The organism is Geodermatophilus sp. URMC 65 (genome assembly GCF_053502545.1).
Map to the genome: position 1 here is coordinate 787,302 of NZ_CP199954.1, position 14,349 is coordinate 801,650.

General features: G+C 74.0%; 11 protein-coding genes. 2 read left to right on the plus strand and 9 right to left on the minus strand.

Annotated features, from left to right (window positions below; genetic code table 11):
- Positions 1 to 3 precede the first annotated feature (3 nt).
- The 9 genes from uraH to uraD (ACWIX7_RS03705) form a co-directional block, all read right to left on the minus strand.
- A complete protein-coding gene (gene uraH, locus ACWIX7_RS03665; RefSeq protein WP_448620263.1) occupies positions 4 to 336 on the minus strand; it encodes a hydroxyisourate hydrolase in 333 nt (110 codons plus the stop codon).
- Complete coding sequence (gene uraD / locus ACWIX7_RS03670; protein ID WP_448620264.1) at positions 333 to 857, minus strand: 2-oxo-4-hydroxy-4-carboxy-5-ureidoimidazoline decarboxylase; 525 nt, start codon at positions 855 to 857, stop codon at positions 333 to 335. The genes uraH and uraD (ACWIX7_RS03670) overlap by 4 nt, the downstream gene beginning before the upstream one ends.
- Positions 854 to 2,080, minus strand: coding sequence for an allantoicase (gene alc, locus ACWIX7_RS03675; protein ID WP_448620265.1), 1,227 nt, complete (start codon positions 2,078 to 2,080; stop codon positions 854 to 856). The genes uraD (ACWIX7_RS03670) and alc overlap by 4 nt, the downstream gene beginning before the upstream one ends.
- A 2-nt stretch (positions 2,081 to 2,082) precedes the next feature.
- Positions 2,083 to 3,435, minus strand: coding sequence for an allantoinase AllB (gene allB / locus ACWIX7_RS03680; RefSeq protein WP_448620266.1), 1,353 nt, complete (start codon positions 3,433 to 3,435; stop codon positions 2,083 to 2,085).
- A 423-nt stretch (positions 3,436 to 3,858) separates the two neighbouring features.
- Positions 3,859 to 5,157 (minus strand): guanine deaminase, encoded by a 1,299-nt coding sequence (locus ACWIX7_RS03685; protein WP_448620267.1) that lies wholly within the window; start codon positions 5,155 to 5,157, stop codon positions 3,859 to 3,861.
- Positions 5,154 to 6,023 carry a xanthine dehydrogenase accessory protein XdhC gene (gene xdhC / locus ACWIX7_RS03690; RefSeq protein WP_448620268.1) on the minus strand — a complete coding sequence of 290 codons (870 nt, stop codon included), beginning with the start codon at positions 6,021 to 6,023 and terminating at the stop codon, positions 5,154 to 5,156. The genes ACWIX7_RS03685 and xdhC overlap by 4 nt, the downstream gene beginning before the upstream one ends.
- Positions 6,024 to 6,033: 10 nt before the next feature.
- On the minus strand, positions 6,034 to 8,481 hold the full coding sequence (xdhB, locus tag ACWIX7_RS03695; RefSeq protein ID WP_448620269.1) for a xanthine dehydrogenase molybdopterin binding subunit: 2,448 nt from the start codon (positions 8,479 to 8,481) through the stop codon (positions 6,034 to 6,036).
- 73 nt (positions 8,482 to 8,554) lie between these two features.
- A complete protein-coding gene (locus ACWIX7_RS03700) occupies positions 8,555 to 10,018 on the minus strand; it encodes a xanthine dehydrogenase small subunit (protein WP_448620270.1) in 1,464 nt (487 codons plus the stop codon).
- A 90-nt stretch (positions 10,019 to 10,108) separates the two neighbouring features.
- A complete protein-coding gene (gene uraD, locus ACWIX7_RS03705; RefSeq protein ID WP_448620271.1) occupies positions 10,109 to 12,046 on the minus strand; it encodes a 2-oxo-4-hydroxy-4-carboxy-5-ureidoimidazoline decarboxylase in 1,938 nt (645 codons plus the stop codon).
- Positions 12,047 to 12,556: 510 nt separating this feature from the next.
- Between uraD (ACWIX7_RS03705) and ACWIX7_RS03710 the strand changes: the two genes are divergently transcribed.
- Positions 12,557 to 13,372 carry a hydroxypyruvate isomerase family protein gene (locus tag ACWIX7_RS03710; RefSeq protein WP_448620272.1) on the plus strand — a complete coding sequence of 272 codons (816 nt, stop codon included), beginning with the start codon at positions 12,557 to 12,559 and terminating at the stop codon, positions 13,370 to 13,372.
- Positions 13,369 to 14,301: a 2-hydroxy-3-oxopropionate reductase gene (locus ACWIX7_RS03715; protein ID WP_448622127.1), complete on the plus strand. Its 933-nt coding sequence runs from the start codon at positions 13,369 to 13,371 to the stop codon at positions 14,299 to 14,301. The genes ACWIX7_RS03710 and ACWIX7_RS03715 overlap by 4 nt, the downstream gene beginning before the upstream one ends.
- The last annotated feature ends 48 nt before the right edge of the window (positions 14,302 to 14,349 follow it).

Consider the following 14,349-nt stretch of genomic DNA (forward strand, 5'->3'; position numbering starts at 1 on the left):
TGTCTAGGAACCTCGGTAGGTGGAGTAGGCGTACGGGCTGAGCAGCAGGGGGACGTGGTGGTGCCGGTCCTCGGTGACGGTGAAGGCCACCGTCACCTCGGGGTAGAAGCCGGTCTGGCCGGTCGCCGCGAAGTAGTCGCCCGTGGCGAAGGTCAGGCGGTGCGCCCCGGCGTCGAGCCCGTCGGGAGCCAGGTCGCGCAGCCGGCCGTCGGCGTCGGTGACACCGTTCCCGAGCGGCTGCCAGTGCTCCCCCACGCGGCGGTCCAGGGACACCCGCACCCCCGCGGCGGGTCGCCCGGAGACGGCGTCGAGGACGTGCGTCGACAGGGAGCTCACGGCTGCAGCGACCTCTCCAGCCGGAGGCGGGTGATCTGCCGCAGCTGCTCGGCGACCTCGCGCTGTTCGGCCTCGGGGTCGTTGCCCAGCCGGCGGCGGAGCTCGGCGAGCATCTCCGCGGGTGACCGGCCGGCCGCGCGGATCAGGAAGACCTGGTCGAAGCGCTCCTCGTAGGCGAGGTTGCCCTCGCGCAACGCGGCCCGGACCTCGGTGTCGGCGTCGGCCATCCCGGACTGCTCCTGCCGGGACCAGGCGGCCTCGGGGGACGAGCCGGCCACCCGCTGTCCGATGCGGGGGTGCGCCGCCAGCGCCTCCGCCAGGTCGTCGGGTCCGAGGTCCTGGATCGCGCGGTCGCTGGCGGTCAGGAGGTCGCCGACGTCGGCGTAGGGCCGGCCGGCGACCATGCGGGCGACCCAGGCGCGGGCCGCGCAGCAGGCGGCCAGCTGCTCCTCGGCCCGGTCGGCGGGCAGCGCGTCCAGCGTCTCGAGACCGGCCTGCAGCTCGTCCACCGACCCGCTCACCGGGCACCGCCCGTCAGCAGGGAGCGGACGGCGCCGGGGAGCGCGCTCGGGTCGGGAACCGGCCGGCCGGCGAGGACGTCGTCGGCCGCCGTGCCGTCCAGGCCGCACTCCTGGGCCAGCACCTGCCGGGCCTGGGTGGCCGGCAGGCTGTTGAACCAGCGCAGTCCCAGCTCGGCCCGCCCCTGGTCGCCGAGGGCGCCGTGCAGCCGCACCCGGGCCATCCCGCCGTCGGGGAAGACGTCGAGCCGGACGGTGTCGACCTCGCCGACGTCGGGCAGGCGGAACAGGTGGCGGGTGTCCGGCTGCAGCCGGGTCCGGGGCAGCAGCTCGGTCCACTCCTCCGGGCCGGCCGCCCCACCGGGTCCGCGGAGGGTGCCGCGGAGGGAGGCCCAGCCGGGGGCGTTGCCCACGAACCAGCTGGTGTCCAGCTCGGCCAGGCGCACCACGCCGGGCCCGGCCAGGGAGAACTCGACCCAGTCGTTGCCGTCGTCGCGGCGGCGGGCGGTCTCCCACCCCTCCCCCATCAGCCGCGCCAGGCCGGGCGAGATGAGGTTCGTGGGCGAGGAGAAGAACATGTTGCTGCAGCCGCTCACCACGCCCCCGTTGGCGAGGGCGGCCAGGTCGACGGCTCCGTCGGCCAGGAACCGGGGGTCGGGCACCACCTCGCCGTGCACCCGCAGCCGGGCCACCCCGCCGTCGGGGTAGATGCACAGGCGGACGTGGGTGAAGCGCTGCGGCTGGTCGACCGCGAAGACGTTCCGCGTGTCGCCGGCGGCCGGCGAGCGGGGCACCAGGGGGACCCACTCCGCGTCCAGCAGCTCCGCCGGGGAGGGGTAGCCCTCGACCGCGGCGCCCTCGACCGACACGGCCGGCGGGTAGTTGCCCTTGAAGAAGGCGGTGTCGACGACGACCCCCCGCACGATCCCCGGCACGCCCAGGCGGACGATGGCGGAGTCGTGGCCGGGCTCGCGGCGGCGGCGGGTCTCCCAGCCGTCGTAGACCTGACCCTTGTGCCCGAAGGTGTAGGTCGAGTAGGTGGGCGCCTCCGGCTTGATCAGGTTCTCCCGCTCGGCGAACAGCTCGTCGTTGGCGTGGACGACGCTGCCGCCCAGGCTGCGCGAGGCCAGGTCGGGCAGGCGGGTGAAGTCCTCCCGCACCGGCGCCGCGTCGGCTCCGGGGTCCACCATCGCGACGCCGGACTGTTCCTGCACAGGGCTGCTCACTGTCATGCCTCTCCTCGGGTCAGCAGGTGGCCCCGCGGGCGGTCGCCGGCCGGCTCTGCGCCGCCTGTCTCCAGGCCGCGCAGCCAGGTGCTGCGGACGACCCCGTCGAGCCGCCGGCCCGCGTACGGGGTGATCGGGTTGCGGTGGAAGAGCGTGGTGGGGTCGACGACGAAACCGTCGTCCGGCGCGAAGACGCAGAAGTCGGCGTCGTAGCCGGGCTCGATGCGGCCCTTGCGCTGCAGCCCGACGAGCTGCGCCGGTCGCTCGGCCATCCAGCGCACGACGTCGGCGAGGGAGAAGCCGCGGCGCCGGGCCTCGGTCCACACGTCGGAGAGACCGAGCTGCAGGGAGGAGATGCCGCCCCACGCCTGCGCGAAGTCGCCCAGGTCGAGCCGCTTGAGCTCCGGGGTGCACGGCGAGTGGTCGGAGACGATGCAGTCGATGGTCCCGTCGGCGAGTCCCTGCCACAGCAGCTCGCGGTTGGCCGCCTCCCGGATGGGCGGGCAGCACTTGAACTGCGTCGCCCCGGCGGGGATCTCCTCGGCCGCGAACGTCAGGTAGTGCGGGCAGGTCTCGGCGGTGATCCGGACGCCGTCGCGGCGCGCCTCGGCGATCAGCGGGAGGGCGTCGCTGCTGGAGAGGTGCAGGATGTGCGCCCGGCCACCCGTGGCCCGGGCGGCGTCGATGACCCGGCCGATGGCACGGTCCTCCGCCACCCGTGGCCGTGAGGACAGGAAGTCGCGGTAGTCGTCGCTGTGCACGCTGGGGGCCTGCTCGATCACGTCGCCGTCCTCGGCGTGGACGATGAGCAGCCCGTCGACGGTCCGCAGGACCCGCAGGTAGTCCTCGAGGTCCGCAGGACGCAGCGGGGGGAACTCCTCGACACCCGAGTGCGCCAGGAAGCACTTGAAGCCGAAGACGCCCGCGGCGTGCAGCGCGGTCAGCTCTCCCAGGTTCCCGGGGACGGCGCCCCCCCAGAAGCCGACGTCGACGGAGACCTGGCCGAGGGCGCTCTTGCGCTTCACCTCCAGCGCGGCCACGTCCACCGTCGGCGGGATGCTGTTGAGCGGCATGTCCAGGATCGTGGTGACGCCTCCGGCAGCAGCCGCCCGCGTCGCCGACGCGAACCCCTCCCACTCGGTGCGGCCGGGTTCGTTGACGTGCACGTGGGCGTCGACCAGGCCGGGGAGCAGGACGACGTCCGCACCGAGCTCGACGACGCGTCGTCCCTCCAGACCGGACCCCAGCGGCTCGACGGCGGCGATGCGACCGTCGGTGACCCCGACGCAGCCGGCCTGCTCGCGCCCGGCCGTCACGAGACGGCGAGCGCGCAGGACCGTGTCGTACGGGGTCACGAGGCCTCCCGTTGCCGAGGGAAGAGAGCGGTGGAGTGGTCCGAGCACGGACGACCGGCGGCGGAGAGGGGTGCGGGAGCACCGGCACCGGGTGCCGATCGCACGCTTCCCGGACCCGTCGAAACGCCTGTCCGTTGTCCGGAACGCTAGGAGTGGGCGTGCGCCCCGGTCAATGGGCCCGGGCTGGATATACGACATACTGCGCGCCGTCGAATTGCGTTCGGCATTGGCGGTCCCGGTATCCGATATACCCTCCGCCGCGCTCGTCGGGACGGACCCGGCGTTCCGGCAGCCGAATTCACGAGGAACGGTCGTGCAATTGCGCTCGGCCCGTGCGCACCACGGGAGGAGTGGTGCGCACTCGCGGTGTCCGCCCGGCGGTCGACGCCGTGGACCTCCCCGCCTACCGCACCCGCGCGGACGTCACGCGACGGGGTACCTGGTCCGGCACGGCCGGCCGTCCACCCACACCGTGTCGATGTCGGCCGGTGAGCCCAGCACGAACGCCTTGGCCAGTGCGTCCTCGGGGTCCGCCGCGTGGCGCAGCGCCACGTCGAGGGTCGTGCCCGCGGGGGGCCGCAGCCACACGGCGTCGAAGCGCCGCCCGGCTCCGAGGTCGCCGGTCTCGTCCCGGAGCCCCAGCACGTCGGCTCCGGCGGCGGTCGCGAGGTGCAGCAGGTGGGTCGACGTCAGCTCCGCGCCGTCCTCCCCGAGCAGCTGCTGCACGAAGTAGGCCTGCAGTCCCTCCTTGAGCAGGCAGAACCCCGTGCCGGCGCCGACGTCGGAGCCGAGCGCCACCCGGACGCCGTGGGCCAGGTGGCGGGCGAGCGGGAAGAGCCCGCTGCCGAGGGCCGCGTTGCTGGTCGGGCAGTGGGCGACGCTCGCGCCCCGGGCGGCCAGGCACGTCAGCTCGTCGTCCGAGGGGTGCACGTTGTGCGCCAGCACGCTGCGTCGGCCGATGAGCCCGTGCCGGTCGTAGGTGTCCAGGTACCGGCTGCCGTCGAAGAGCTCGGCGACGGCGGCGATCTCCCGGACGTTCTCGTTGACGTGCGAGGTGAACCACGCCCCCTCGACGTCGGTGAGCAGGGACGCGCACGACTGCAGGAGGGGGTCGCCGCACGACAGCGAGAACCGCGGGATGACGGCGTAGCGGTTGGCCCCCACGCCGTGCCAGCGCCGGGCCAGGGCGAGCCCCTCGTCGTAGGAGCGCTGCGGCGTCGTGTGGAGCTCGTCGCGCAGCAGCCGGTCGCTGACGACCAGACCGCTGGTGATCCGCAGGCCGGTCCGGGCGGCCTCGGCGAACAGCGCGTCGACCGCCGAGGCGAAGTGGGCGCCGAACACCAGGGCCGTCGTCGTGCCCGCCTGCACCAGCCCGCTGACGAACTCCGCCGCGACGGCTCGGGCGTACCCCGGGTCGGCCAGCCGCGCCTCCTCGGGGAGGGCGCACCTGGAGAGCCAGTCCAGCAGCGGCATGCCCAGCCCGCCGATGGCCCGGACCTGCGGGAAGTGGACGTGGGTGTCGACGAAGCCCGGCAGCACCAGCCCGCCGCGGAGGTCGACGACCTCCTCGCCGGGGTGCCGCGCGCGCAGCTCGGCGAAGCCGCCCCGGACCTCGATCGTCCCATCGCGCACCAACAGCCCGGCGTCGGCGTCGGCGCGGAGCACCCCTCCCGTGAACGGGTCGACGGGGGTGTCGAGGACCGTGCCCCGGTAGAGCGTCACGACGGTGCTCCCGGGGCCGGGATCCGTCCACCGTCCGCGGCGGCCTGCGCGCCGTCCGCCCCCTCCGCCTCCCGCTCGAGCGTCGCCACCAGCGCGGCGGCCACGCTGATCGCGATGGTGGCGGGGTCCTTGCCGGTGAGCCCGGGCAGCCCGATCGGTGTGGTGATCCGGTCGATCGCCTCGTCCGGGTGGCCCTCGTCGGCGAGCTTGCGCCGGAAGCGGGACCACTTCGCCGCCGAGCCGATGAGCCCGATGGAGCCCAGACCGGGGGTGCGCAGCGCGGCGTCGCAGAGGGCGGCGTCCTCGGCGTGGTCGTGCGTCATGACCAGCACGTGCGCACCGGGCGGCAGCTCGGCCAGCACCAGCTCCGGCAGCACCGGCACGTGGTGCACGTGCACCGTCGCCACCGCGTCGGCCAGCACGGCCAGCCGCTCGTCGGCGACCTGCTCCGGGCGCGAGTCGACCAGGTGCAGGTCCAGGTCGCGCCGGGCGAGGATCCGCGCCAGCTCCAGCCCGACGTGCCCGATGCCGAAGACGGCGACCGCCGGCGCGACCGGCAGCGGCTCCAGCAGCAGCGTCACCTCTCCCCCGCAGCACTGGACGCCGTGCTGGTACGGGGCCTTGTCCGACAGCGCGACGGTCAGCAGCTCGGGCTGCGACGCCCTGGTGTCGAGCAGCTGGCGCGCCCGGGCCACCGCCACCGCCTCGAGGTTGCCGCCGCCGACCGAGCACCAGGTGCGGTCGGCGGCGACGACCATCTTGGCGCCGGCCTCGCGGGGGGCGTGCCCGCGGACCGCCGCCACCGTGACCAGCACGCCGCGGCGCCGGCCGGCGCGCAGCTCCTCGACCGCCTTCGTCCACTCCACGACCGCTCCCTCACGTGCGGGTCATCAGGTGCTGGGCGCGCTCGGAGAACGGCACCATGGGCGGCGCGTCCGGGCCCGGCTGGTCGGGGAGGACGCCGGGGGCACCCTCGTCGACGTGACCGTGCTCGGTGCTCCGACGGGCCTGCTCGACGGCCCAGTAGACGGCTTCCGGCGTCGCGGGCGAGGCCAGGTCGACGCTGAGCCCGGGCGGCCCGAACGCGGCAGCGGCCTGGCGCAGCGCCTCGCGGACGGAGAAGGCGAGCATCAGCGGCGGCTCGCCGACGGCCTTGGAGCCGTACACCGCGCCCTCCTCGGTCGCGTTGCGCAGCAGCCGCACGTTGAACTCCTCGGGCATCTCCGAGAAGCTCGGCAGCTTGTAGGTGCTGGCCGCCTGCGTGGCCAGCCGCCCGTGGTGCGGGCCCTCGCGCTCCTCCCAGCGCAGGTCCTCGAGGGTGAGCCACCCGGCGCCCTGCACGAAGCCGCCCTCGATCTGCCCCAGGTCCACCAGCGGCGACAGCGAGTCGCCGACGTCGTGCACGATGTCGACCCGCAGGGTGCGGTAGGCCCCGGTGAACCCGTCGACCTCGACCTCCGCCGCCGCGGCGCCGTAGGCGAAGTACTTGAACGGCTCGCCCTGCATCCGCGACGAGTCCCAGTGCAGGCCCTCCGTCCGGTAGAAACCCGCGGCCCACAGCTGGACGCGCTGGAAGTAGGCCGCCGTGACGACCTCCTCCCACGCGAGCCGGTCGCTGGCGAACGCGATGCCGTGCACCTGGCCGTCGTCGAAGCGGACGTCGGCGGGGCTGATCCCGAGCCGCTCCGCGGCGACCTGCGCCAGGCGCCCGCGGATCTGCTCGCAGGCGTTCTTGACCGCCGCCCCGTTGAGGTCGGCACCGGAGCTCGCCGCCGTGGCCGACGTGTTGGGCACCTTGTCGGTGCGCGTCGGCGCCAGCCGGACCCGGGACAGCGGGACCCCGAGCGTGGTCGCCGCGACCTGCAGCATCTTGGTGTGCAGGCCCTGGCCCATCTCGGTGCCGCCGTGGTTGATCAGCACCGACCCGTCCTTGTAGACGTGCACGAGCGCGCCGCCCTGGTTGAACGCCGTCAGGTTGAACGAGATGCCGAACTTGACCGGCGTGACCGCCAGACCCCGCTTGCGGTGCGGGTGGGTGGCGTTGAACTCCTCGATCTCCCGCTGCCGTCCGGCGACGTCGCTCGTCTCGAGCAGCTCCCGCCAGATGGTCGCCAGCCGCTCGGGGTGGCGCACCGGCTGCCCGTAGGGCGTCGTCCGGCCCGCGGTGTAGAAGTTGCGGCGCCGCAGCTCGGCCGCATCGAGCCCGAGCAGCGGCGCGCAGCGGCCCAGGACGTCCTCGATCACCAGCATGCCCTGCGGACCGCCGAACCCGCGGAACGCCGTCTGCGAGGTCTTGTTGGTCTTGGCGATCCGGCCGTTCACCCGGACGTTCGGGATCCAGTAGGCGTTGTCGACGTGGCACAGCGCCCGGGCCAGCACCGGCTCGGACAGGTCGAGGCTCCAGCCGCCGTCCGAGGTCAACGTGGCGTCCAGCGCCTGCAGGCGGCCGGACTCGTCGAAGCCCACCCGCCACCGGGCGGCGAACCCGTGCCGCTTGCCCGACATGGTCATGTCCTGCGACCGGTTGAGCCGCAGCCGGACCGGCCGGCCGGTGAGCGTGGCGCCCAGGGCGGCGATCGCGGCGAAGCCGTGCGGCTGCATCTCCTTGCCGCCGAAGCCGCCGCCCATCCGCAGGCACTGCACGGTGACCTGCGAGTTGGTCAGCCCGAGCACGTGGGCCACGATCTCCTGGGTCTCCGACGGGTGCTGCGTGCTGCTCTGCACGAACACCTGCCCGTTCTCGTCGACGTGCGCCAGCGAGCAGTGCGTCTCCAGGTAGAAGTGCTCCTGGCCGGCGAACTCCAGCTCGCCGCTGAACACGTGCGCCGCGCCGGCGAGGCCGGCCTCGACGTCGCCGCGTTCCAGGCGCGGCTGACCGCCCTGGAAGCTGCCCGCGGCGATCGCCTCCTGGACGGTCACCAGCGCGGGCAGCGGCTCGACCTCGACCTCGACCGCCTCCGCACCGAGCCGGGCGGCCTCGATGGTCTCGCCGAGCACCCAGCAGACGGCGTGGCCGTAGAACATGACCTCGTCGGGGAACAGCGGCTCGTCGTGCTTGACCCCGGCGTCGTTGACCCCGGGGACGTCCGCGGCGGTGAGCACCCGGACGACGCCGGGGACGGCGGAGGCCGGCTCGGTGCGCAGCGCGGTCACGCGGGCGTGCGCGTGCATGACCTGCACGGGCCAGGCGTGCAGCACGTCCTTGGTGCGCCCCACCAGGTCGTCGGTGTAGAGGGCCCGGCCGGTGACGTGCAGGGCGGCGCTCTCGTGCGGCACGGCTCGGCCCACGACCGGCTCGGCCGGCCGCTCGGACAGCGCGCTCACTTGTCCTCCTCGCTGGCGCTCGTCGGCCGCGTTCGCGGCGCTGCTGTGCTCATCGGTGAGCTCGCAAGCTCGCTCACGTCCCCACCTCCAGGGGGGTCGGGTTCTCGGCGAACAGCCGGTGCAGGGCCTGGCCCAACATCGCTGACCGGTAGGCGGCGCTGGACCGGTGGTCGTCGAGCGGGGTGCCCTCGGCGGCCAGCACCGCGGCCACCTCCCGCACCGTGTCGGCGTCCCACGGCCGGTCGGCGAGGGCCTCCTCGGTGGCCCGGGCGCGCACCGGCGTGGCGGCCACCCCGCCCAGGCCGATCCGCGCCCGCCGCACGACGCCGCCGCGCACGTCGAGGGCGAAGGCGATCGCGACGCTGGAGATGTCGTCGAAGCGCCGCTTGGCCACCTTGTGGAAGGCGGCCAGCCCGGCGGGGGGCAGCGGCACCCGCACGGCGCGGATCAGCTCGTCGGCTCGCCGCACGCTGCGGCGGTACCCGGTGAAGTAGTCGGCCAGCGGCACCTCGCGCTCGCCGTGGAGCGAGGCGAGGACGACGGTGGCCTCGAGCGCCAGCAGCGCCGGCGTGGTGTCGCCGATGGGCGAGCCGGTGCCGAGGTTTCCGCCGATCGTGGCGCCGTTGCGGATCAGCCGCGAGGCGAACTGGGGGAAGACCTGGTCGAGCAGCGGGAGCCGGCCGCCGAGCCGCTCCTCGACCTCCGACAGGCTCAGCGCCGCACCGATCTCGACCGCGGACTCCGTGGTGTCGAAGCCGCGCAGCTCCGGCAGCTGGTCGATCGCCACCACCAGCGGCGCGCGCTGCCCGCGCAGGTTGACCTCGACGCCCGTGTCGGTGCACCCGGCGACGAGCAGCGCCTCGGGCCGCTCGGCCAGCAGGCTCAGCGCCTCGGCGAGCCCGGACGGCCGGACGAACTCCGCCCCGCCGGCGGTGACGCGGGTGGCGGGCACCTCCGGTGGCGGCTGGCGACGCCGGGCCGCCAGCCGGTCGTCGTCCTCCGGGGCGCCGAGGGCGAAAGCGGCGTCGCGGATGGGCCGGTAGCCCGTGCAGCGGCAGAGGTTGCCGCTGAGGGCGTGCAGGTCGAACCCGTTCGGGCCGTGCAGGTGGTCCGGGCCGCCGCCTCCGTGGCCGTCGGAGGCCGCGGCCGGGGCACGGTCGGCGCGGTAGTACTCCGCCGCCATGCTGCAGACGAAGCCGGGGGTGCAGTACCCGCACTGCGAGCCGCCCCGCTCGGCCATCTCCCGCTGGACGGGGTGCAGCGCGTCCGGGGTGCCCAGGCCCTCGGCGGTCACCAGCTCCTGCCCGGCGAAGGCGGCGATGGGGACCAGGCAGGCGTTGAGGGCCGTCCACCGCGTGGGGGTGGCCCTCCCGGGCCGCGCGACGAGGACGGAGCAGGCCCCGCACTCCCCCTCGGCGCAGCCCTCCTTGCACCCGACCAGTCCCTGCGCCCGCAGCCAGTCGAGCGCGGTGGTGTGCGGCGTGGCGCCGTCGAGCGGGATCGACCGCCCGTTCACGGTGACGGCTGGCGACTGCATCGCTGCTGCTCCTGTCTGTCTCGGACCGGCCGGGCGGCGGTCCGCCGCCCGGCCGGGGCCGGAGGTCACCTCCAGCCTCCCGCGTGCTGGTTACAGCGCGGTCGCGCCGTAGCGCTGGGTCCGCGCGCTGTGGATCGGGTTGGCGTCGGCCACCAGGTCGTCGAACCGGTGCCCGGCGATCTTCGCGATCTCGATGAGCGCGGCCGCGTGCTCCTGGATGGGCGAGTTCTGCATGCGGACCCGGCCCTGCTCGAGGATCCGCTCCCGGCTGGGGTTGTCGCGGACGCACACGATCAGCGGGAAGCCGAACCTCTCCCGGTATGCGGTGGTCACCTCGCGGAAGGCCACGTGGTCCTCGTCGGTCAGCCGGGTGAGGCCCGCGGTCGCCTGGTCGAGGGTGGACTGCTCCCCCGCCGTCCCCTCGGCGACCGTGTCGCTGCCCAGCGCCGGGTAGGCGTCCATCAGCTGCCGCTGCTGCTCCGGCGTGGCCGCGAACAGGGCCTCCTGGAAGGCGAGCCGCAGCGAGGCGGTGTCCCGGAACGGCCGCTGCGTGTAGGCGTTCTCCACCACCCACGTCGGGCCCTGGAACAGCCGGCCGAAGGTGGCGACGAACTCGTCGCGGCTCATCGCGTTGACGTCCTGCAGCCGGACCTGCCCGTGCCCCGGGAAGCCCGCGACGGCGGCGCCGTGCGGGCGCCCGATGTGGTGGAAGACGGCGTTGAGGCCGATCGCGGTGATGCTGCCCAGCGTGATGCCGCTGCCGAGGATGATCTGCGCCCACGACGGCACCGCCTCGGCGATCCCCGGTTGGACGGTGACCAGCAGCGCCAGCCCCAGGCTGGTGGCGACGATGACCACGTTGCGGTGGTCGTTGAAGTCCACCCGGCCCAGCGTCTGGATGCCGACGACCGCCACGGTCGCGAACATCGCCAGCGCCGCCCCGCCGAGCACGGGGTGCGGGATGCCGGCCACTACGGCACCGGCCTTGGGCACCAGGCCGACGAGGATCATGAAGCCGCCCGCCGCGGCGACGACCCAGCGGCTCTTCACCTGGGTGAGGCGCACGAGCCCGACGTTCTCGGCGAAGCAGGTGTAGGGGAAGGAGTTGAGGACGCCGCCGATGGTGGTCGACAGGCCGTCGGCCCGCAGCGCCGCTGCGATGTCCTTGCGGCCCACCCGCTTGTCGACGATCTCGCCGGTGGCGAACACGTCACCCGTCGTCTCCACCGCGGTGATCAGCATGACGACGATCATCGACACGATGGCCGCCAGGCTGAACTTCGGCCAGCCGAAGTAGAAGGGCGTCGTGACGCCGACCCACGAGGAGTCCGCGACCGCACCGAAGTTGGCGTCACCGAGCGCCCACGCGGTCAGCGTGCCCACGACCAGGCCGACCAGGACGGCGACCGTCGCCAGGAAGCCGCGGAAGAACCGCTGCATGAGCACGATCAGGGCCAGGGTGCCCAGCGCGTACGCGAGGTTGCGCGCGTTGCCCGGGTCCGGATCGGCCGCGCCGCCGACGGCGTCGGCCGCGGCCACTGGGAGCAGCGCGATGCCGATGATCGTGATCACCGACCCGGTGACCACCGGGGGGAAGAAGCGGATGAGGCGGCTGAAGTACGGGGCGATGGCGAAGGTGAACAGCCCGGCGACGATGACCGCGCCGTAGATGACGAGCAGCCCCTCGGTCCCGCCGCCGGCAGCCAGCCCGATGGCGATCATCGGCGAGACCGCGGTGAAGGTGACGCCCTGCAGCAGCGGCAGGCGGACGCCGACCTTCCGGAAGCCGACCGACTGGATGATCGACGCGATACCGCAGGTGAACAGGTCCGCGTTGATCAGGTGGATGAGCTCGCGGTCGGAAAGCCCGATGGCGCCGGCCAGCAGGATCGGCACGATCACCGCGCCGGCGTAGAAGGCGAGCAGGTGCTGGATGCCGTAGACCGCGAGCTTCCCCGCGGGAGGGACCTCGTCGACGGGGTGCTTGCGGCGCTTGCCCGGCGCCGCGGGTGGGGCTGTGGTGGACATGGCGCTCCTCGTTGAGCGGTCGGCTGTCTCCGCCGGGCGGAGTGGTCGTCCCCGTTGCTCGTGCGCAAGGTCTGTGCCGACGCTGCGCACCACCAGGCCTGCCTCCTCACCCCTGCCGTTCCTGCTGCGGTCCCCGGCCGGGCCGGACGGAGGAGGGACGCCCGGTCGGGTCCCGGGCGCGGGAGGGGTGGCGGTCCGGTGTCACGGCGTCCACGGGACCTCCCGGGCAGGGGCTCGGCGCACCGAGGGACGGTGCAGTGCCGGGGGACGCTAGGAGCGTGAATGGACCCGGTCAACGAGATCCCGTGCGATATACGAAATACTCTCGCCGGGACGGATCCAGGGGACCAATTCCAGATATCCGATATATCGACCCTCGCAGCGGGATCGGCCGTTGACCGCGCTCCGCACCGTACTTAATGTCCGGACAGCAATTCCCGCAGGCGTTCGCGATGCCGACGACACAACTCGTCGCGGGTCCCTCGTCCCGACCGAACCATGGAAGAAGTGATGGTCGCCAGCCCCCTCCAGTACGAGGTCAACTGCTCCATTCTCTTCACCGAGCTCCCACTGCTGGAGCGCCCGGCGGCGGCGAAGCAGGCCGGGTTCGACGCCGTCGAGTTCTGGTGGCCGTTCCCGGTGACCCTGCCCTCCGACCCCGACGTCGACGCCTTCGTCCGCGCCGTCCGCGACGCCGGTGTCGGTCTGGTCGGGCTCAACTTCTCCGCCGGCGACATGCCGGGCGGGGACCGGGGGCTGGTGTCCTGGCCCGCGCGCTCCTCGGAGTTCCGGGACAACGTCGACGTCACCGTCGGGATCGGCGAGCAGCTCGGCTGCCGCGCCTTCAACGCGCTCTACGGCAACCGGGTCGACGACGCCCGGCCGGAGGAGCAGGACGCCCTCGCGGTGGAGAACCTCGCACTGGCCGGACGGGCCGCGAGCCGGGTCGGCGGCACGGTCCTCGTCGAGCCGGTCAGCGGCGCGCCCCGGTACCCGCTGCGGACCGCCGCGGACGCCGTCGGGGTGATCGACCGCGTCGCCGAGGAGACCGGGGTGACGAGCCTGGGCTTCCTCTGCGACCTCTACCACCTGGCCGTCAACGGTGAGGACCTCGACCGGGTGGTCGCCACGTACGGCTCGCGGGTCGCGCACGTGCAGATCGCCGACGCGCCCGGCCGGCACGAGCCCGGCACCGGGGAGCTCGACCTCGACCGGTACCTCGGCCGGCTCGCGGACGCCGGTTACGACGGCTGGGTCGGGCTGGAGTACGTGCCCAGCGGCGCGTCCGCCGACAGCTTCGGCTGGCTGCGCAGTCCCGCCGCCTGAACGAGGACCTCCACGACTGCTCACCACCCCGACCGGGAGGACGTGCTCACATGACGACGGTCACCTTCATCGGCCTCGGCATCATGGGCGGCCCGATGGCCGCCAACCTGGTCACGGCCGGCTTCGACGTCATCGGCCACAACCGCAGCCCCGAGCCCGTCCAGCGGCTCGTCGACCGGGGCGGGCGTGCAGCCGGCAGCCTCGCGGAGGCGGTGCGGGACGCCGACGTCGTCGTCACCATGGTCCCCGACTCCCCGGACGTCGAGGCGGTCACCATCGGCGAGGACGGCTTCTACGGCCTGGTCAAGCCAGGGACCCTGCACGTCGACATGAGCTCGATCCGCCCGGACGTCGCGAAGCGGGTCGCCGAGGTGGGCCGCGAGCGCGGGGTCCGCGTCCTCGACGCCCCGGTGAGCGGCGGCGAGCAGGGCGCGATCGACGGGACCCTCTCGATCATGGTCGGCGGCAGCCCGGAGGACTTCGCCGACAGCCGGCCCGTCCTCGAGGCGGTCGGCAGGACGATCGTGCACGTGGGGCCGGCCGGCTCCGGCCAGACGGTCAAGGCGGCCAACCAGCTCATCGTCGCCGGCACCATCGAGCTCGTCGCGGAGGCCATCGTCTTCCTCGAGGCCCACGGCGTGGACACCGACGCCGCGGTGCAGGTCCTCGCCGGGGGCCTGGCCGGCAACGCGATCCTCGACCGCAAGGCGGCGGCGATGCTCCGCCGGGACTTCACGCCCGGGTTCCGCATCGAGCTGCACCACAAGGACCTGGGCATCGTGACCTCCGCCGCCCGCGAGGCCGGGGTGGTCATCCCGCTCGGGGCGGTCGTCGCCCAGCTCGTCGCCAGCCTGAAGGCCCAGGGCGACGGCGCACTCGACCACTCGGCGCTGCTCAAGCTCGTCGAGCAGCTGTCCGGCCGCGCCTGACCGCTCCTCCCGACACCCCACGAGACGACGCGGGGCCCGGCCACCGGG